The organism is Pararhizobium sp. IMCC3301, from assembly GCF_030758315.1.
Lineage (GTDB): Bacteria > Pseudomonadota > Alphaproteobacteria > Rhizobiales.
Map to the genome: position 1 here is coordinate 3941703 of NZ_CP132336.1, position 19358 is coordinate 3961060.

19 protein-coding genes are annotated in these 19358 nt (G+C 56.0%); 11 read left to right on the forward strand and 8 right to left on the reverse strand.

All coding sequences use genetic code 11. The annotated features are described in order from the left end of the window. The first annotated feature begins 183 nt into the window (after positions 1-183). The 3 genes from RAL88_RS18890 (at position 184) to RAL88_RS21750 (ending at position 2859) form a co-directional block, all read left to right on the forward strand. A complete protein-coding gene (locus RAL88_RS18890; protein ID WP_306265578.1) occupies positions 184-1161 on the forward strand; it encodes a Gfo/Idh/MocA family protein in 978 nt (325 codons plus the stop codon). Positions 1162-1326: 165 nt separating this feature from the next. After that, positions 1327-2532 carry a DegT/DnrJ/EryC1/StrS aminotransferase family protein gene (locus RAL88_RS18895; RefSeq protein WP_306265579.1) on the forward strand — a complete coding sequence of 402 codons (1206 nt, stop codon included), beginning with the start codon at positions 1327-1329 and terminating at the stop codon, positions 2530-2532. Positions 2533-2721: 189 nt separating this feature from the next. Next, complete coding sequence (locus RAL88_RS21750; RefSeq protein WP_371932118.1) at positions 2722-2859, forward strand: integrase core domain-containing protein; 138 nt, start codon at positions 2722-2724, stop codon at positions 2857-2859. Positions 2860-2949: 90 nt separating this feature from the next. Here the strand turns inward: RAL88_RS21750 and RAL88_RS18900 are convergent, their stop codons facing one another. The 5 genes from RAL88_RS18900 to RAL88_RS18920 all read right to left on the reverse strand — a co-directional run bounded on the left by RAL88_RS18900 (position 2950) and on the right by RAL88_RS18920 (position 8541). Then, complete coding sequence (locus tag RAL88_RS18900) at positions 2950-4401, reverse strand: catalase (protein ID WP_306265580.1); 1452 nt, start codon at positions 4399-4401, stop codon at positions 2950-2952. Positions 4402-4767: 366 nt separating this feature from the next. Beyond that, on the reverse strand, positions 4768-5397 hold the full coding sequence (locus tag RAL88_RS18905; RefSeq protein WP_306265581.1) for an HAD family phosphatase: 630 nt from the start codon (positions 5395-5397) through the stop codon (positions 4768-4770). After that, positions 5387-6913, reverse strand: a complete 1527-nt coding sequence (locus tag RAL88_RS18910; protein ID WP_371932119.1) for an FGGY-family carbohydrate kinase — start codon at positions 6911-6913, stop codon at positions 5387-5389. Before RAL88_RS18910 ends, RAL88_RS18905 begins: the two co-directional genes overlap by 11 nt. A 7-nt stretch (positions 6914-6920) precedes the next feature. Beyond that, positions 6921-7724, reverse strand: a complete 804-nt coding sequence (locus RAL88_RS18915) for a BtpA/SgcQ family protein (protein ID WP_306265582.1) — start codon at positions 7722-7724, stop codon at positions 6921-6923. 25 nt (positions 7725-7749) lie between these two features. Further along, positions 7750-8541 (reverse strand): DeoR/GlpR family DNA-binding transcription regulator, encoded by a 792-nt coding sequence (locus RAL88_RS18920; RefSeq protein ID WP_306265583.1) that lies wholly within the window; start codon positions 8539-8541, stop codon positions 7750-7752. A 153-nt stretch (positions 8542-8694) separates the two neighbouring features. Here RAL88_RS18920 and RAL88_RS18925 point away from each other — a divergent pair, with 153 nt between their 5' ends. From RAL88_RS18925 to RAL88_RS18945, 5 genes are all read left to right on the forward strand, one after another. Then, positions 8695-9453, forward strand: coding sequence for an SDR family NAD(P)-dependent oxidoreductase (locus RAL88_RS18925; protein ID WP_306265584.1), 759 nt, complete (start codon positions 8695-8697; stop codon positions 9451-9453). Between the two features lie 37 nt (positions 9454-9490). After that, the gene (locus RAL88_RS18930; protein WP_306265585.1) at positions 9491-10732 is read left to right on the forward strand and encodes a sugar ABC transporter substrate-binding protein; all 1242 of its coding nucleotides are present in this window, start codon (positions 9491-9493) and stop codon (positions 10730-10732) included. Between the two features lie 70 nt (positions 10733-10802). Beyond that, positions 10803-11666, forward strand: coding sequence for a carbohydrate ABC transporter permease (locus RAL88_RS18935; RefSeq protein WP_306265586.1), 864 nt, complete (start codon positions 10803-10805; stop codon positions 11664-11666). After that, entirely contained in the window at positions 11659-12480 is an 822-nt protein-coding gene (locus tag RAL88_RS18940) for a carbohydrate ABC transporter permease (protein ID WP_306265587.1), read from the forward strand. The genes RAL88_RS18935 and RAL88_RS18940 overlap by 8 nt, the downstream gene beginning before the upstream one ends. 8 nt (positions 12481-12488) lie before the next feature. Next, positions 12489-13553, forward strand: coding sequence for an ABC transporter ATP-binding protein (locus RAL88_RS18945; protein WP_306265589.1), 1065 nt, complete (start codon positions 12489-12491; stop codon positions 13551-13553). A gap of 156 nt (positions 13554-13709) precedes the next feature. Here the strand turns inward: RAL88_RS18945 and RAL88_RS18950 are convergent, their stop codons facing one another. The 3 genes from RAL88_RS18950 to RAL88_RS18960 are packed head-to-tail and all read right to left on the reverse strand — an operon-like array spanning position 13710 to position 16710. Then, entirely contained in the window at positions 13710-15194 is a 1485-nt protein-coding gene (locus tag RAL88_RS18950; protein ID WP_306265590.1) for a tripartite tricarboxylate transporter permease, read from the reverse strand. A gap of 25 nt (positions 15195-15219) precedes the next feature. After that, on the reverse strand, positions 15220-15690 hold the full coding sequence (locus RAL88_RS18955; RefSeq protein WP_306265591.1) for a tripartite tricarboxylate transporter TctB family protein: 471 nt from the start codon (positions 15688-15690) through the stop codon (positions 15220-15222). 57 nt (positions 15691-15747) lie between these two features. Beyond that, positions 15748-16710 carry a tripartite tricarboxylate transporter substrate binding protein gene (locus RAL88_RS18960; RefSeq protein ID WP_306265592.1) on the reverse strand — a complete coding sequence of 321 codons (963 nt, stop codon included), beginning with the start codon at positions 16708-16710 and terminating at the stop codon, positions 15748-15750. A 299-nt stretch (positions 16711-17009) separates the two neighbouring features. Between RAL88_RS18960 and RAL88_RS18965 the strand changes: the two genes are divergently transcribed. From RAL88_RS18965 to RAL88_RS18975, 3 genes are all read left to right on the forward strand, one after another. After that, positions 17010-17678 (forward strand): GntR family transcriptional regulator, encoded by a 669-nt coding sequence (locus RAL88_RS18965; protein ID WP_306265593.1) that lies wholly within the window; start codon positions 17010-17012, stop codon positions 17676-17678. Between the two features lie 65 nt (positions 17679-17743). Next, a complete protein-coding gene (locus RAL88_RS18970; protein ID WP_306265594.1) occupies positions 17744-18526 on the forward strand; it encodes an SDR family oxidoreductase in 783 nt (260 codons plus the stop codon). Positions 18527-18528: 2 nt separating this feature from the next. Next, positions 18529-19266 carry an aspartate/glutamate racemase family protein gene (locus RAL88_RS18975; protein WP_306265595.1) on the forward strand — a complete coding sequence of 246 codons (738 nt, stop codon included), beginning with the start codon at positions 18529-18531 and terminating at the stop codon, positions 19264-19266. Positions 19267-19358: the final 92 nt, after the last annotated feature.

The window sequence follows — 19358 nt, forward strand, 5'->3', positions numbered from 1 at the left end:
GTTGTTCAATATGGGACGATGGGCCGACGTCTGAAAATGCATCTTGCGTTGGTGGAGCGTGTCGTTAACGACGATCCGTGCCGATTTTCCCTGGAGTCGCAAGATCACGCCGGGACGTACATGGATGCGTATGAAAAATCACGCCAGACGCATTGTCGGCACTGATATTGGAAGGAAAAATCTATGGGTTCGTTGAGGTGGGGTATTCTGGCACCAGGGGGAATTGCAGCATTGTTTGCCCAGGACCTTGGTTCGGCTGGTCGGACATTTCTGGCTGTTGGTTCACGCAGTCAGGAGAGGGCGGACCAATTTGCCGCCAAATATGGCGCGGCAAGGGCCTATGGGAGCTACGAGGCTCTGGTCAATGACCCGGATATAGAGGCGGTTTACATCGCTTCGCCCCATTCCGAGCATGCAGCCCATGCTGAACTGGCATTACGCCACGGCAAGCATGTTCTCGTTGAGAAGCCGTTCACGTTGACCGGAGAACAGGCGCGCCGGGTTCGCGACGTGGCACGTGAGACGGGCTTGTTCGCCATGGAGGCGATGCGGACCCGCTTTATGCCGCATACTGTGCGCAGCCACCAGCTGATTGAGGAAGGAGCGCTGGGCGAAATTCGGGCGCTGACCGCAGACCATTGTCAGCGGCTGGACTCTGACCCTGTGGGGCGTCTGTGGAACCCGATCCTGGGCGGCGGGGCTCTGCTCGATCTGGGCATTTACAATGTGTCTTTTGCCTCCGATTACCTGGGCGCGCCCGAGCACATCAACGCAGTGGCTACAATGACTTCCACTGGCGTTGATTTGTCGACTTCCATGATTTTCCGATATGCCAATGGCGCTATTGCCAGCTTGCAGACGGCCATGGACGCGCGTGGACCCAACCGGGCGGCGATCATTGGCGAGAAGGCCCGCATCGAGATGGGCTCCGTGTTCTACAGGTCTTCCAGGTTCAAGCTGTTCAACGGCAAGGACGAACTGATTGAAGATTTCTCCGAGCCCTATCCCTTCTGGGGCAAGCAATATGAAGCCCAGGAAGTGGAGCGCTGCATTGCCGCCGGCCTCACCGAGAGTCCGCGCATGAGCCTCGATGAGACTGTTACAATCATCGAGACCATTGATAAAGTCCGCCAGCAGATCAACCTGACATATCCAGAATAGGATTCACCTGAAACAGCCTCCGGCAATTCCGCGAAGTGTGTGGATACCCGGATTTGCAAGTTGAGAGGCGGATTTCAAACTTGCAATGCAAAATCGCATTTCTAATGAGCATAGTGTTCGACTTCCAGAACGGGCGGGTTGCCGCCCCAGCGGCGGAGTAAGATGATGATGAAACCTGTCTTCAGCGGAAGCTTTACCCAGCAAGCAAAAATCCCGGACGCTGCGATCGCAGCCGCGCTGGAGGTGCTCAGGCACGGTCGCCTGCATCGTTACAACACGGTCGCTGCTGAACCCGGCGAGACGGCGTTGCTGGAACAGGAATTTGCACATTGGCAGGGTGCAAGATACTGCCTTGCCTGCGCGTCGGGCGGTCAGGCGATGCAGATTGCGCTGCGCGCGGCAGGCGTTAAATCCGGCGATCCTGTCCTGACCAACGGGTTCACGCTCGCTCCGGTTCCAGGTGCAATAGCGGCGGTGGGCGGCGCGACGGTCCTGGTGGAAGTCACGGCTGATCTGGTGATTGATCTTGCCGATCTGGAACAGAAGGCCCGAAATGTCTCCGCCAGATACCTGCTGCTTTCGCATATGCGGGGTCACCTGGTAGACATGAAGCGTCTGTCCGATATCGCCAAGCGTCTCAATTTGACGGTGATTGAGGATTGCGCACACACCATGGGGGCTAGTTGGGCAGGGACGAAAAGCGGTAATTTTGGCCATGCCGGATGTTTTTCCACCCAGACATACAAGCACATGAATTCTGGCGAAGGCGGGCTGCTTACCTCAAACGATCCGGATTTCATGGCACGGGCGACCATTCTGTCGGGGTCCTACATGCTTTATGGCCGGCACGGTGCCGGGCCCGATTCCGAATATTTTGAAGGCCCGCGTCTGAATATGCCCAACATGTCCGCGCGGATGGATAACCTGCGTGCCGCAATCCTGCGCCCCCAACTCAGAGAACTGGACCACTCTATCGAGTCATGGAACGAGCGTTATGACATCATTGCAAAACATTTGAAGGAATGCAGTGCGGTGGCATTGCCCAAGCGCCCGGATGATGGAAAATTCGTTGGCAGTTCAATTCAGTTCAGAATTCCAGACATCCATCCGGATACCGCCAACGCGTTGCTTGCAGGCCTTGCGCAGCGGGGTGTCGAGGTCAAATGGTTCGGGGGTGCAACGCCAATTGGGTTTACATCGTCGCATGACAGCTGGCGCTATTTGCAGCGCCAGTCCTTACCCGTTACCGACAATGTGTTGGCAAGCCTGTTCGATATGCGCTTGCCTCTGGCCTTTTCACTCAAAGATTGCGCGTTGATTGCTGATATCCTTGTGGATGAAATCTCAGCCGTGACCCGTGCCGCGGCATGAATGCCCCACTCAGAAGTGGACTTGCTCCGATAACGCAGAGAGGTTTTCACTCTACCCGTGCCACTGCGGTTTTGAATTTTATCGGCGATTTATAGCCCAATGCTGAATGGCACCGGACTGGATTGTAGATCCCCCTATGTATCGGCCAAGGGCCTTTGTGGAAAGCTTCAACGGCAGCTTCAGAGACCAATGGCTAATGAAACACTCTTCTCATCGCTTCCTAAAGCGCGAGAACAGATCACCGTATGGAAGGGGGACTACGACGTGGAAAGGCCGCACTCATCATTGGGCAATATTACGCCCAGTGAATTCTCCGAACAACCGTAAGTAAGTTGGGTCTCAGGTCACGACTGTGACGCTGCCAGGGCAGCGTCACAGTCGCTTTCGAAAGAGCGATCAAAATAACCGCTCCACAAGTTACTTATTCAACGCTGTTGCAATGCGCGCGCCCAGATCCGCATCGACATTGCGCCAATATTCCAGTGCCCGCTCCAGAACGGGTGTGGAAACGCCGGCTTTGAGATGGCCCGCGATGTTGTTGACCAGGCGCTCGCGTGCGGCATCGTCCATTACCTCACGGACAAGTATCCCGGCCTGACTCCAGTCATCGTCGTCTTCGCGCAATGTATAGGCTTGACGCACCATGTCGCCATCGGCGTACCACAGGCCGGCATCGTCGGTGAGAGATGGGTCCGCAGCAGGCCCGCCTTTGGAATTTGGCGCATAAACCGGATCGGACACATTCTCGGTTCGCATCGCGCCATCCTTGCTGTAACTGTGAACAGGCGATCGTGGCTTGTTGACTGGAATCTGCTTGTAATTCACACCCAGCCGCGCCCGATGGGCATCTGAATAGGCGAACCCGCGCCCCAGCAGCATCTTGTCCGGGCTCAAACCAATGCCGGGCACCAGATTATTGGGTTCAAACGCAGCCTGTTCGATTTCGGTGTGAAAGTCCGTTGCATTTCGGTTCAACGTAAGTTTGCCGACCTCAATCAGTGGATAGTCCCCGTGCGGCCAGACCTTGGTCAAATCAAACGGGTTCAGGCGATATGTTCTGGCTTCTTCAAACGGCATAATCTGCATCGATAGGGTCCAGCTTGGAAAATTGCCGTCCTTGATCGAATTGAACAGGTCGCGACGATGGTAGTCTCCGTCTTCCCCGGCCATTTTATCGGCTTCGGCTTGCGTCAGAAATTCATTTCCCTGGTCAGTCTGGAAATGATATTTGACCCAGAACTTCTCACCTTGCGCGTTGATCCACATATAGGTGTGGCTGGAAAAGCCGTCCATATGCCGCCAGGTTTTAGGAATGCCGCGATCTCCCATCAGCCAGGTAACCTGGTGGGCCGACTCCGGTGACAATGACCAGAAATCCCACTGCATATCATGATCGCGCAGGCCATTGTCTGCACGCCGTTTCTGTGAACGGATGAAATGCTGGAACTTCATCGGGTCGCGAAGGAAAAAGACCGGCGTATTGTTGCCGACCATGTCGTAATTTCCTTCGGTCGTATAAAACTTCAGCGAGAAGCCGCGTGGGTCCCGCCAGGTGTCCGGGCTGCCGCGCTCGCCAGCGACAGTGGAAAACCGAATCAGGGTGTCGGTTTTTGTGCCAGGTTGAAATACCGCTGCTCTAGTGTATTTGCTGACATCCTTGGTGACTTCGAAATGGCCGAATGCACCGCTGCCTTTGGCGTGGGGCTGGCGTTCGGGGATGCGCTCCCGGTTGAAATTCGCCATTTGCTCAATCAAATAATGATCATGCAGCACAATCGGGCCATCCCGCCCGACGGTTAGCGAATGTTCATCACTGGCAACTGGAATTCCGGCATCCGTGGTTGTGGGAGGTACTTTTTTGTCGGTCAAATTCTTGGCTCCTTGTCTTGTCATATCGCAGATGGCCGCAACGGATCATCCTGCCCGTCGAGCTGGATTTATCCGCCATGGTCATTTCGCCTGTTGTCGAATGTGGCTGCTGTCATCGTACCCAAATACAAACTGAATTGAAAGCGTCCGGCCACACCGATCTGTCGCAGCCAGCCGGGTAGTCCTGTGACCGGCAATACAGCCGGGGTCGTCAGTTGGCCAGGCCTGCGGATTGACGCCGATGAAGTGAGCGATCCCATGCTGACAGGGAAACCGAAGAGCCGGGAGCAAACGAAAGCCGGGTGAAACCGGATTGCTGGTTGTCGCAGGAACTGCTTGTGTCAATTGCGGTTTTTGCGCGCTAATTCAACCGATGTTGCGACAGATGCTCTTCAATTCGGTGAGTTCGTCGATCCACACATCTGCCGGTAATCCGGGATTTTTATACGCAACCAGCGTCAGTCCGGCCGCCTGTGCACTTCTGGCGCCGGAAGAGCTGTCCTCGACGGCCAGGCCTTCAGATGGCGCGATGCCCATTTGACTCAAAGCCTGTAAATAGGGCGCAGGTGAAGGTTTGGCTTCGCTGACATCATCAAGACTGATGCTGAATTCGAAAACTCCGTTGATGCCAAGGAAATCAAGGTTGGTATCAACCACCCTGCGTCCCGAGTTGGAAACGGCCGCTTGGCGGTAACCAAGCCCATGCAGGCTATGGATGGTGTCAAGCGCACCCGGCATGATATGCAGCATTTCACAGTGTTGCGCGTAATAATCGTCTATAAATGCATTCCATGCGCTCACGGTTAGATTTTCCGCGAATCGGTGCTTGAGCGCTTGCCACACACCAATGATATCGACACCTATGAAGGTCTCATCGGGCAAGTCTGAAATATCGACATTGAACCGCTTGCAAACCGCCAGCAAGGCTTGCAAATGCAAAGGTTCACTATCGACCAGGGTACCATCGATATCCCAAAAAACCGCCTTAATACTCATCCACTGCCTTCCTTGCGGCGCGATGGGCGGTATAGGTTTCACGAAACAATTGATACCCCTTGTCGTACAATCCGGCAGTCTCGGGCCTGGGTTGTAGCAGTTCCCCGTATGTGACGTAGCGGTCGATCCCTGCCCAGTCTTCACTGAGGCCAACCCCCATAGCTGCTACCCAGGCTGCTGCCAGACAGGAACCGGGATGCCCTATCAGCAATTGGACAGGTTTTTGCAGAACATCGGCACAGATCTGCATCCAGAACTGCGAATTCGCTCCCCCGTCAGATGCAAGAACTCGTCGCGCCGGATGTCCCATTTCGGCAAAGACTTCGACGTGATGGCGAAGCGCATAAGCATATCCTTCCAGCATCGCACGCCAGACATGGCGCAAATCGTGACTGAGGCTGAGCCCATGAATGATGCCACGGGCATCGGTATCGTGGATCGGCGTTTTCTCACCGAGAAAATAGGGAATGATCTGAACGCCGTCAGCACCCGCAGGCGTGGTTGCAGATATGATGTCCAGATGCTGGTGCAAGGTGAGACCGGCTTTTTGTGCGGCCGGCAACTCACCGCCGGCAAATTTGTCTGCAAACCAGTTGAGCGATGACCCGCCTGACGCCATGCAGCCGTTTGGCATGAACATATCGGGGATCAGGTGATAGTCGAGGAACATTCTTGGGTCCGGCGATACTGTCTGGGTCGCTATCAGAACATCTATCGACCCGCCAAACTTCAGCAGCATATCCCCCGGCTGCGTGACGCCTGCTGCCAGCCCCGAAGCGATGTGATCAGCAGCGCCGCCGACAACGGGCGTGCCAACGCTCAGACCTGTCGCCTGCATTGCCGAGTGCGTGACGTGTCCAAGAATTTTCTCCGATCGAATTTTATCGGGAATACAGGCGCGCGGGCAGTGCGCCAGTGCTATGAGATCGTCTGAAAGCTCATGATTTGCCAGATCGACAAAGCCTGCCTCCAGCGCCCAGTTTTGTTCAATGGCCTTTTGACCGGTCAGCTTCCAATTGATAAAATCATACGAGCCGAACACAGTGGCGATGCGTTTGAAATTGTCAGGTTCATTCTGTTCAAGCCAGCGCAGCTTCGCAGCAATGAGCTGCTGGTTTATTCCATTACCAGCGGTCTGCGTGAACTCTGCCTCGTCGATTTCACCGGCAATCTCAGTGACCTGTGCGCCGCAGCGGCCATCACTTTGTTGAATGGCAGGCCGAATGATCGTGTCGTTCTGATCCAGGATAACGAGAGCAGGAAGCATTCCCGTAACACCAATTGCCTTGATCGCCTGCGGTGGGACGCCCGACTGCTCAAGGAGTTCCGGTATGATTTCGGTGACATTGCTCCACCAGTCTTGCGGATTCTCCTCTGCCCAGCCCACTTTCGGTGAAGAAAGAGTGACCGGGCGGGATGTTTTAGCAAGCACACGATCGGGAAGTCCGATCAGAATGCCGATCGTCGAAGTTGTGCCAATATCCAGACCCAGGACGCAGTCGATGCTATCGCTCATGCTGGACTCAACGCAATCCGTCCACCTTATCCATGAAACGTTTGACCCGGCTCGCGTCAACCGGGTTCCACGTATTGCCATCCACCTTGAAATGCGTACCGATGATGCAGCCTGACGCCACCGACATCACGTCGTCTACATTGTCGATATTGACACCGGTATTGGCGAATACAGGAACGGCTCCTTCAATTGCCTCAACAGCTTCACGCAGTTGAGACCCGTCGGCCGGTTGGCCCGTTATCGGACCGGAGACCAGAATTGCATCAGCCAGTGACGAGAATACTGCGGACTTGGCCCGCAGGCCAATAGGCCGCAAATCCAGCGAATGCGCAAACTCCGCATTGATGTTGAAGAGCAGCTTCAAATTGTCACAGCCAAGATTGCGACGCATGCGCAGAGGGGTGGCGCAATCCGGCGCCCATACACCCATATCGGATGCAAACACGCCTGTGAAAATCTCGCGGACAAAAGACGCGCCGACAGCGGCGGCAATGGCAACGCTTGCGGTCGGATCCCACAGATAATTGACCCCGAACGGGACTTTCAGGACGGGCTTTACGGCAGCGACGATATTGGTCATGGCCGCAACGCTTTCCGTGCTCGCTTTCAGAAGGTATGGCCGATCATTTTCATTGCCGAACATGATCGCGTCGACACCACCATCCTGTAATTTTTCGATATCTGAGAGGACATCTGAGACAAGCTTTTCCATGCCGCCATCGGCGTCGTAAAGCGGTGACCCTGGCATCGCTCCGATGTGAGCCATGGCAATGACGGCCTTTTTCTTCTTGTCAAAAAAGTCGAATATCATGAGGTATTCCTTTTACAGTTGTAAGCTATTTGGCGAGTTGGACGGTGACGCCAGCGGCCTTGAGTGTTTCTAATAGTGGTTGCGGCGGCTCTTCATCCGTCACCAGCAGGTCAACCTCTTTCAGCGCGCATACTTTTGCGACTGACATGCGGTCGAATTTGGTGCTGTCGATAAGCGCAACGACCTTTTGTGCGCCCTCGATCAGGGCCCGCTTGATGTGGGTGTCTTCGAGCGAATAATCATAGAAGCCGGCATCCGTCACGCCAGACGCGCCGATGAAGACAAGATCAAAACACAGATCATTCAGACACCTGACGGCCTGGGGTCCGACAACCGATGGTTCAGAACCGAATATCCGGCCGCCCGGAACAAAAACACTCGGCTGTTTGCCTGCAAGCAGGCCGGCAATCTTGAGGCTGCTGGTGTAGATATTGATGTCGCGATCCAGCAAGATACTGGCAAGGCTGAGGGTGGTGGTTCCGATATCAAGCGCGATTGTCTGGTGGGGTTGTATGAGGTCGGCTGCGCTGCGCGCTATAGCGGACTTGCCCTCACTATTGACGACAGATCGAGCATCGATATTCGGCTCCACCAGATCAACCATGACGGCGCCTTTGGAATCCAGTCTGGCAGCGCCACCATGCGTTCTCTCAAGTCTCCGGTTTTCTGACAGAAAGTCGAGATCGCGCCGCATCGTCATCTCTGACACATTGCATGCGGTCGCCATTTCCGGAACTGTCACAAAGCCGGTTTCATCCAGCGCCTGGAGAATGAGTGAATGCCGCTGCGTTGCATGCAATTTCGCCGCTGCCCTCATATTGCTCGCCTCTCAATTTAGCCGGTGCTCACGCTCAATTTGTTTAGATGTGTGTATATCGGAAACAATTCAAACATAAAAGAACATTTTTCCGTTGTCACGGTATTTTTTTCGTGTTTTATTGTTGGAAATTGTTATAATTTGGGCGTGTTGATGAAGACAGTTTTGATCACCGGGGCGGCAGGCGGCATAGGTTTGGCGTCGGCGCGTGCGTTCCACAAGCTGGGCCACGCTGTCATGCTTGCGGATCTGGATGAAGACCTGGCGAAAAAGGCTGCCGCATCAATCGGTGACCGGGCCCGCTACTGTCGGGTCGATGTGCGGAGCAAGGCCGACATCGAAACAGCTTTCAAAGAGGCTGAGTCGGCATTTGGCCCTGTTGACATTGTCCACGCCAATGCCGGTGTATCAAATATGAAGCGTGCGCTGGATTTGTCCGAGGAAGATTGGGATTTCAATCTGGATGTGAACGCGAAGGGCGTTTTCTTCACCAATCAGTGCGCCGTTCGACATTTTCTCGACCGCAAGCGACAGGGCGTGATTGTGAACACTGCATCGCTCGCTGCGAAAGTCGGCGCGCCGTTGCTCGCGCATTACTCCGCCAGCAAATTTGCTGTTGTCGGCTGGACTCAGGCGCTGGCTCGCGAGCATGCCAGGGATGGTATCCGCGTCAACGCGGTGTGTCCCGGTTTTGTCAGAACGCCGATGCAGGACCGTGAAATTGCCTGGGAAGCCGAGTTGCTTGGGACGACGCCTGAGAAGGTGCTGCAATCCTACATCGACCAAACGCCGCTCGGGCGGCTTGAAGAGCCGGAAGATGTTGCCGACGTCGTGGTGTTCCTCGCCTCGGAGGGTGCCCGGTTCATGACCGGCCAGGCCGTCAATGTGACAGGCGGCGTTTACATGACTTGAACCATAAGAAGACCAACTGAAGCAGGAGTACATCGAAATGAAAAAATTCAACTCTCTACCAACAATTGCCACCTTTCTGTCTGCGACGTTCTTGAGTACGGCATGGGTCAGCGCTGCAGAATTGAACATCATCATCGAGGAAGTGCCTGACTACGAAATCATCAAAAAACTGACGGAAGAATACACCGCCGCCAATCCGGATGTGACGGTCAATTTTGACGCCATGCCCTTCGACGCCATGCGTGATAAAATCCTGACTTCGTCGCTGGCTCCAAAAGCGACTTATGATGTGATCATCATCGATAACCCGTGGATGGAAGAGTTTGCCAAAGCTGGTTATCTGGCACCATTGGATGATTTTATTGCGTCCAGCGATGGCTATGATTTCGATGATTTCGTCGGTGCTATCAGCTCGATTGGCGTTGTGGATGGCAAGACCTATGGCGTACCGTACTACAATTATGCGCTGGGCCTGATTGTCCGTCAGGACATCTTCGACAAGGAAGGCCTGGAAATCCCCACGACAATCGAAGACTACATGAAAACCGTAAAGTCGCTGACGACTGACGACTTTTTTGGTGCCGCCATGCAGCCTCAAAAGGGCTACAAGATCATGGAAGAGTGGAAAAACTGGCTTTACGCAAATGGCGGTGAGGTGTTCGATGCCGACGGGAACGTCATCATCAACAATGAAGCGGCCGTCAAGGCACTCAACCAATACATAGAAACATACAAAACCGCCGCCCCGAAAAATTCGCTCAACTGGGGTTTCGACGAGGCCCTGCGCGCTATGTCGTCGGGAAAAGCAGCAACCATGCTGTCCTATAATTGGATGCTTCCCACTCTGAACGCACCAGGCGGCATGTCGGGCGATCTTGCAGGCAACTTCACGCTGCACGAGGTTCCAGGTGGTAAAGCTGTCCTGGGCACCTGGTCGTGGGGTATACCCGCAAATTCTGAAGACAAGGATGCGGCCTGGGACTTTGTGTCCTGGATATCCGGTCCCGAAGTCGCCAAGCGGCGTGCCATCATGGGCGGTGCACCTGTTCGCACCAGCGTGCTCGAAGATGAAACGGTCTGGAAAGAGGGCTATGGTGAAGCTTACTACAAAGCTCTCACGGGCATACTTGAAGATGCAGCGCCATTGACATCAGGCACCAATGCTGAGGAACTGATCGAAATCATCGGCACAGAACTCAGCGCGGCCGTCTCGGAACAGAAGACACCGCAAGAGGCACTTGACGATGCCGCCGCGGCCGTGAAGCGGGCCAATCGCTAAAACCAAAACAATCGGCGGTGCCTGGAATTCCGGGCACCGCCGAAGTTTCAGCCGTTTCTGAGAGGCCTTGATGCAGTTGAAACACCGTTTAGTCCTGCCGCTGGCCCTCGTTCTGTCGGCTGTGATGCTATATCCGGTGGCCTTTTCGGCCTGGATTTCGCTGCATGATTACCGCCTCACACGCCTCAACGATGTGCGCTGGGTCGGCTTCGATAATTACACCTTCATTGCGACAGATCCCGGTTTCCTGAATGCAATGGGCAACACCATCACATTTGTGATAGGGGCGGTCACTCTGGAACTGGTCCTGGGCCTTGGCCTGGCAATTCTGCTGCAACGGCTGGTTCGTTATCAGAATTTTATCCGCTCAACTTTATTGGCGCCTATGTTCATAACGCCAATTGCCGTTGGCCTGATGTTTCGCTTCCTGTTGAACTCGGAACTTGGCGTGATCTCCCACTATCTTGGCGTAATCGGGATAAGTATCGATTGGTTTGGCCCGCAACTGGCACTTTTTTCAATCATTCTGATTGATGTGTGGCAGTGGACGCCTTTCATGGTGTTGATGTTTCTGGCCGGCCTGGAATCGCTGCCAAAATCACCCTTCGAGGCAGCTCGGATCGATGGCGCAAGCGCTTGGCTGACCTTTCGTGCGATCACCTTGCCGATGCTGCGCCCCGTGATCACCGTTGCGATCATAATCCGGGCGCTCGACGCCTTCAAAGTATTTGAATATGTGTTCGCGATTACCCGTGGCGGTCCCGGCGATGCCACAGAGACCATCATGTATTACATCTACCAGGCAGGCTTTCGATTTTTCCGTATGGGGGAGGCGGCGGCCGCAGCCTTCATGCTTATTGGCGTTATTCTCGTGCTCGTCATCGCACTTGTAAGAGCAACCAGGGGCAGCAGCAAAGCGCAAAACGATGTTTAGTTTTTCAACGCGCCCGGCCCGGATTGCTGCATTCATGGCGATTGCTCTGGCGCTTGTGGTGGTGCTGTTCCCATTTGTCTGGGTTTTTCTGGAATCCATCAAGCCCGCCTCGTTAGGTGGCAAACCGGATGTCTGGCTTTTCCCCCCTACAGGTGACAATTGGAACAATGTTCTGCTGCAGTCGGACGTACCGGGCAACATTTTGAATTCGTTTGTCGTGGCATTTGCAACCGTCGCCATTTCACTGTTGGTCGGCTGTCCGGCTGCTTATGCGTTTTCCCGCTTTCGCGGCTACCAAGGCGCGCGATACGCCATACTTGCAGCGGAGATGATGCCGCCAGCAATCCTCATACTACCGTTTTTCCTGGTCTTGTATCACTTGCAGATGATTGACTCTCTGGCCGGAGTCATCGCCGCCCACCTGTCATTCGTCGTGCCTGTGGTCACGTGGTTCCTGATCGGCTTTTTTGATGAGGTGCCCAGGGATCTTGAAAATCAGGCAATGGTTGATGGCTACACGCGCTTTCAGGCCTTCCGCAAAGTCATCCTGCCCGCAGTGCGGCCGGGAATCGGCGCTGCCGGCGTATTCGGGTTTGTCCTGTCCTGGAACGATTTGTTCTACGCGCTGCTTTTGACCGGTGGCGAAAGCCGCACACTGCCTGTTGCGATTGCGGGCTATTGGACATTCCGGGGTGTGGATATGGGCAAGATGGCAGTTGCCATCCTGATCGCAGTCATTCCAGTCCTTATCCTGTCATTCTTCATTCAAAAGCATCTGGTCCGCGGCATTGGCGGTGGCGCGGTCAAATATTAGGGTTTTACATGAGCTACGTTTCACTGATTTTCGTGAAAAAGCAATTTGGCGATTTCGAGATTCTCAAGGGTATCGACCTCGATATCGAGCATCATCAGTTTACCGTTTTGGTCGGGCCTTCCGGTTGCGGAAAATCCACGACGTTGCGCCTGTTGGCAGGGCTGGAGCCGATCAGCAGTGGGCAAATCTTCATTGACGGGCGGGACGTTACCGCGCTGGAGCCCCGTGAGCGCGATATTGCGATGGTCTTTCAGAACTATGCGCTTTATCCGACAATGACCGTCGAACAGAATATGAGTTTTGGCCTGAAGGCTAAGAACATGCCCGCTGCCGACATTCGCACCGCCGTTCACAATGCCGCTGAATTGCTGGACATCACCGCGTTGCTTGGCCGCAAACCAGGTGCACTTTCGGGAGGCCAGCAGCAGCGTGTCGCCATCGGACGCGCGATTGTCCGCCAGCCCAAGCTGTTTCTCTTTGATGAGCCACTGTCAAACCTCGATGCGAAACTGCGGGTCGAAACCCGGGCTGAGATTCTGGGTCTTCATAAACGTCTCAAAGCGACGACCATCTATGTCACCCATGATCAGGAAGAGGCCATGACCATGGCCGACAAGATCGTGATCATGAACCAGGGACTGATCGAACAACAGGGTACGCCCGAAGAAGTGTTCTTCCGCCCGGCCAGTCGCATGGTGGCAGGGTTTATCGGTAGCCCGGCGATGAATTTTTTCGATGGGGTCGGCGTGGCAAATGGAGAAATAGAAACCGGGATCGGGACTTTCAAAGGCTTCCCGCAAATCCGCTCGGGGCAGCAGGTCGAAATTGGCGTCAGACCGGACGATTTAATGCCCGCCGCGCCGGGCGAGAACGCGATCACAGGACAGGTTCAACTATCTGAACTGCTGGGCGTCCGCGCTATCATTCATTTGAGAGCGGAAAATGGCTCAGCGTTCAAAGCCGTCGTTGACCATGAAGTCTATCGCGATATGAAGCGGGCAGATCAAGCATCGTTTACCGTGCGTGAAGAGCGCCTGCACATTTTCGACAGGCAAAACGGTGCTCGCCTTTGAAGCTCAATGCCGCCCTAGGCGGCTTCGAACCGCCTGCCACCATTCGCAACAAATGCGCGCCAAACTTAAAAAGCTCCAGAAGATCATGCGATTGCAAGAATTTCCGGAATCAGTTTCTCCATCTTTCGCGGGCGATAAACAATTTCGTTGAAAGCCTCAGCGAAGCCTCCGGCGCAGTAGCCGGACCAGCGACGTTAAGACCGGACCGAACAGAACAGCCAGAGCGATGACGATCAATGTCAGGCTGATCGGTCGCTCGAAAAACACGCTCCAGTCCTTGTGGATCATCAGGGTCCGGCGCAGGTTCTCTTCGAGGATCGGGCCAAGGACAACGCCAAACGCAAGTGGCAGGATCGGCACGCCGAGCCTGACCAATGCGTAGCCCAATCCGCCTGACAGTACCGCCACCCAGACATCAAAAAAGGAATTGCGCACGGCAAATGAGCCAAGCAGACATAATAAAATGACCCCGGTAAACAGCATGCGCCGGGGCAGTTGCAGGACGCGGTTGTAAAGCCGGATACCGAGCGTCCCGGCAACGACCGCCGTCAGGATGATGGCAAACATCAGGGCGACATAGATCGTCAGGACGAATTCCGGCTGATTTGCAAACAGCATTGGCCCCGGACGCAATCCGTGCAGCAACAGGACCCCGATCAGCACCGCGGTGATGCTGTCGCCGGGTATGCCAAGCGTCATCATCGGGATCAATGCGCCCCCGACACAGGCATTGTTGGCCGCCTCCGGGGCGACGACGCCGCGCGGCAACCCCGTGCCGAATTTCTCGGGATTGCGCGACAGGCGCTTTTCGATGGAATAGGCAACAGCGACGGCCACAGCTGAACCGGCGGCCGGAATGGCACCGACGAAGGCGCCGACTGATGAACTACGCAAGGCGGCTGGCGCTTCGCGGATGAGTTCGCGCCAGGGCGGCATCAATCCACCTAATGGCATCGCCACGGGCTTGAGTTTCGGAGGCGTTTTTTCAATCGCCGCCAAAGCTTCACTGATGCCGAACAGACCGATGGCCAGCGGGATAATGTCGATCCCGCTTTCAAGGTTGGGAATGCCGAATGTGAATCTCGGCACGTCGGTGACGGCATCGCGCCCGACGACCCCCAGCATCAGCCCCAGCACACCTGCCACAACGCCGCGCAAGGTGTCGCCTGACGACGCATAAGCGACCAGAGCCAGCCCGAAGAATACCACAGCGGCATATTCGGGGCTGCCGAATTTAAGCGCATATTGTGCAATCACCGGGGCTGTCAGCGTCAGGAAAACCCAGCCGAATAGCCCGCCTGCGATTGAGGCAATCAGCGCGTAGCTCATGGCGTGACCGGCACGGCCCTGTTGTGCCATGGGATGACCGTCAAGCAGCGTCATCATCGCGCCGGGTGTGCCGGGGATGTTGAGCAAAATCGCCGACACCGACCCTGCATAAACACTGGAAAAGAAAACTCCGAGCATCAGCATCATCGCGTGCTCGGGTGTCATGCCGTAGGTCAAAGGCAGCATCACCGCCAGCGCCATCGTGGAGCTGACCCCGGGGACTGCGCCGAACACCAGGCCGGCGACCACGCCAGCCAGACACAGCCCGAGTGCCAGAGGATCCAGTAAAACGGCGAAAAACACGTCCAGCATTGCGGATGCCCTTGGATTGAAAAATTCAGGTCAACGGGACCGACAACACATACCGGAAGATGCCGTAGAGCACGGCAGCAACGGCGACACCCTCGGCGGCAGATCGCAGCAGCGGCCTGCCTTCACGCATGGCCAGTGTGGCGCACAGCACTGCGCCCAATGCGGCAGCTGCAATGCCAAAGCCAAACACCGCCTGAAGAAGACCAAAGGCGATCGTGATGCCAAGAACGAAAAATGCCCAGCGAGGCTGGCTTTGCTGATCGGCACTATCGCCATCACCGCGGACCGCGCTATCAAGGCCGCCCGTTTGGTTGATCCTGCGCGGCGCGACAGCGCGCCGCGCAGGATCAACACGACCCCCGCGGTTCCCAGCACCGCCAGCAGAAGTTCTGGCAGGAGGGCAGGGCCCGGCTCTGAGCCATAGTCGGCGTGCAGACGCCCGCCCTGGCCGAAATGGCTGATGGCCAGAAGGCTGGCTGCGCCAACCGACAGACACCCTGTCACGAGATCGCGAAAGACCTCGTGACTTTGTTCGGGCACCGTGTCGGGTGCCTTATTTGCGGGGATTGGTGACAAGGCCCGCTGCCTCCAGCACCGGATATACCTGCGTGTCAAATGTCGCGATCCGCGCCGCTGCGGCCTCGGCACCCAGCGGCTCGATCATATAGCCTGCGGCGTTGGCCTTTTTGACAAACTCCGGCGACGACAGAACCGCGACAAGTGCCTTCGACAGGATTTCCAGACGGTCATCAGGAATTCCGGCCGGGCCTACAATTGCGCGAAAATCGCCGGCCACGACATCGAAGCCCTGCTCGGCAAAGGTGGGAATGTCAGGTGCCAGAAAATGCCGTTCGGCGGCCATCACACCCAGGATGCGAACAGCGCCGCTGGCTTGATGTTCAAGAACCTGTGGCACCGGTACGGTGGCACTTTGGACTTCGCCGCTCAGCAAGGCGGTCACAGTTGGCGCATAGCCTTTATAGGGAATCTTGTTCAGTTCCAGCCCCAGCGCTGTTTCCATGATAGCAGCCGAAATGAACGATGCGCCGCCTGGCGGGTCATTGCCGTTGATCACACTGGCGGGTGCCTCTTTGGCCTTGGCGACATAGGTTTCCAGGCTGTCAAAGTCGGTTTCACCGCCGACGGTCAGCGCGCCGGGGTCCGGCCCAAAGAACGAGATAACCGACAGCTGATCCATCATCACCGGGGCGTCGGTGGTATATTGCTGGATCACGCTGGACGAGCCCAGCATGCCGATGGTGTAACCGTCAGGGTCTGCATCGGCGAGAACGCGCATACCGGCAAGACCGCCCGCGCCGTCGTAATTCTCCACGGCAATCGCCACGCCAAGTTCTGAGCTCAAGCCTTCTGCAACCAGCCGGCTGGTGGTGTCCTGTCCGCCACCGGCTGGCCAGTTGACAACCCATGTGATGGGACCGTCGGGGAAGCTCTGGGCCGTCGCGATGCTCGCAGAGCAAACCATTGCGAGGGCACTGAGTGCAAGTCGGATTTTCATTTTGCCTATCTCCATGTTGGACGTAGGCCGGAGCTCGGACCGTCAGGGGCCGAGTACGACCCGATGTGTCGTTTCGGTTTCGGGCCAAATTCGGATGGAGCCCTTTTACTGTCGACATCTTGTTTTAATATATATAAATTAATTAGAACATCATGTATACATGAAAAAAGCGTTGATCGCGCAGCACCACACTCGCCCGAATGATCAACGCCGCTTCGTCCAGAATACAGGGCCCAGAATACAGGGCCCAAAATACACAACCTAGAATACACGGCCCAAAATACAGGCATCCGCGCAAAATGAACCAGTCTGCGACAAAAACCGACATGACCCTCTCTGAATCTCTCAGCATTCAGATCGAAAGGGATATTGTTGAAGGCAAGCTGTTGCCCGGTGACAAGCTGGATGAAGAAGTCCTTGCGGCGCGCCTGAATGCTTCTCGCACGCCGGTGCGCGAGGCATTGCGTTCGCTGGCCTATGTCGGCCTCGTTCGTATCCAGCCCCGCATCGGTGCCACGGTGAACAAGCCCACTGTCTCGGAAGTTATCGAGCTTTTTGAAGTTGTCGCCGAAATGGAGGCCACCGCGGCGCGTCTTGTTTGCCTGCGGGCCAGCGACATCGAAATTGCCATGATCGCTGAACGCCATGAATTTTGCGAAGATCAGGCTCGGACCGGCACAGCCGAAAGTTATTTCAATGCCAATATCCAATTCCACAGCATGATATGGAGTGCCGCCGGCAATCATGTTCTGGAGGATCAGATCGTCCTTCTGGACCGCAGGTTGTCGCCCTATCGGCGGTTTGTCACTTTCAACCCGGGCCGCCAGCAAACGGCGATTGCCGAACACGCACGGATCGCAAGCGCGATTCAGCAGCGCGACGAGGGGGCTGCTACTGCTGCGATGCGCGAACACGTTGCCATTCTGGGAAGTGACGTCGTTCGGCTGGCCCGGAACCTTCGACTATGAGCGGCGCGGATGGGGAATACAATCTTACCTGTCCCGCGTGGACGAGATCAATCTAGGAGAGCGATATGGATCTGAAACTCAGCGGCAAGACCGTTCTTATCACCGGTGCATCCATGGGGATTGGAGAGCACCTGGCCGAGACATTCGCGCAGGAGGGTGTTGATCTGCATCTTACTGCCCGCAGCGCGGAAAAGCTGGCCGCACTGAAGCAGCGCATCGAAGAGAAATTCGACGTCACCGTGGCGCTTCATCCCATTGATCTGAGCGAACCGGGCGCGGCAGAGACCCTGTCGGAGGCCGTTGGGCCAGTCGATATTCTGGTTAACAACGCCGGAGCCATTCCAAGCGGCAGCCTGTGGGATGTGGACGAGGCCGCCTGGCGCAAGGGCTGGGACCTTAAGGTCTTTGGTTACATCAATTTGTGCCGGCTGTTCTATGCGAAAATGAAACAGGCGGGCGGCGGTGTGATCCTCAACAACATCGGCAATGGCGGCGAGGTGTTCGATCCCAAATACATCGCCGGCACGTCCGGCAATGCCAGCCTGATGGCCTTTACGCGCGCGCTTGGTGGGCACAGTCTTGACGACAATATCCGCGTGATGGGGATCAATCCGGGGCCGGTCAACACCGACCGTATTTATAACATGCTGAAGAAACGCGCCGCCTCCGATCTGGGTGACGAGAGCAGATATACCGAACTGGAAAAATCCTATCCACTGTCACGCCCGGCCCACAAGCATGAAATCTCGGATCTGATCGTGTTCCTTGCATCCTTTCGCTCGGGCTACACGTCCGGCACGATCTTTACCGTTGATGGCGGCATTTCATCGCGCCGCTCGATCATCTGAGAATGCCAAAATCCGAAATACCAGTATCCAAAACATCTGACCTGTCCGGCAAGCGCCTCGGTATCGTGCTGCCTTCGTCCAACACCGTGGTGGAGCCCCTGGCTGCACAAATGCTTGTGGGCACCGGTGTGACGGCGCATTTTTCGCGTCTTGAGGTGATTGATGTGGCGCTGGATCGCGGATCAAGGGCGCAGTTTGCGCTGCAGCGCCATGTTGAGGCGGCAAAACTTCTGGCAGACGCAAAAGTTGATGCAATCGTCTGGGGCGGGACGTCAGCAAGCTGGCTGGGCCCAGAGCATGACCGCGCCTTCTGCGACGCGGTCGAGGCCGCCACCGGAATCCGGACAACAAGCTGCGTGCTGGCCATGAACCGCCTGCTCAGGCCCGAGCCCAAGTTTCGGCTTGGGCTGGTGACGCCCTATACGGACGATGTGCACGCCCAGATCGTTGAGAATTATCGTGCTATGGGATATTCCTGCGACGCCTCTGAGAACCATGGCGGCGCGCTCAGCAGTGATTTTGCCGATCTGTCGCCGCAGGCGATCGCAACCATGGTGCGTAAAGTGGCAGCCGCACGGCCGGACGTGATTTTCATCATGTGCACCAATCTGCGCGGCGCTGCGGTCGCGGCGGCGCTGTCAGCCGAACTGGGGCTGACAGTCACAGACAGCGCAGCGATCACCATCTCGGCCGGCCTTGAACTGCTGAACCGGAATTCTGCAACCCAATCCATCTGCTGATCCCGACCTTTGCCTCCGAGTCGGTTTTTTCAAGGGGCGGAAACGCGTTCGCCGGGGGCCTTGGATCACTTTCCGCGAACGCCCGGCAGCGG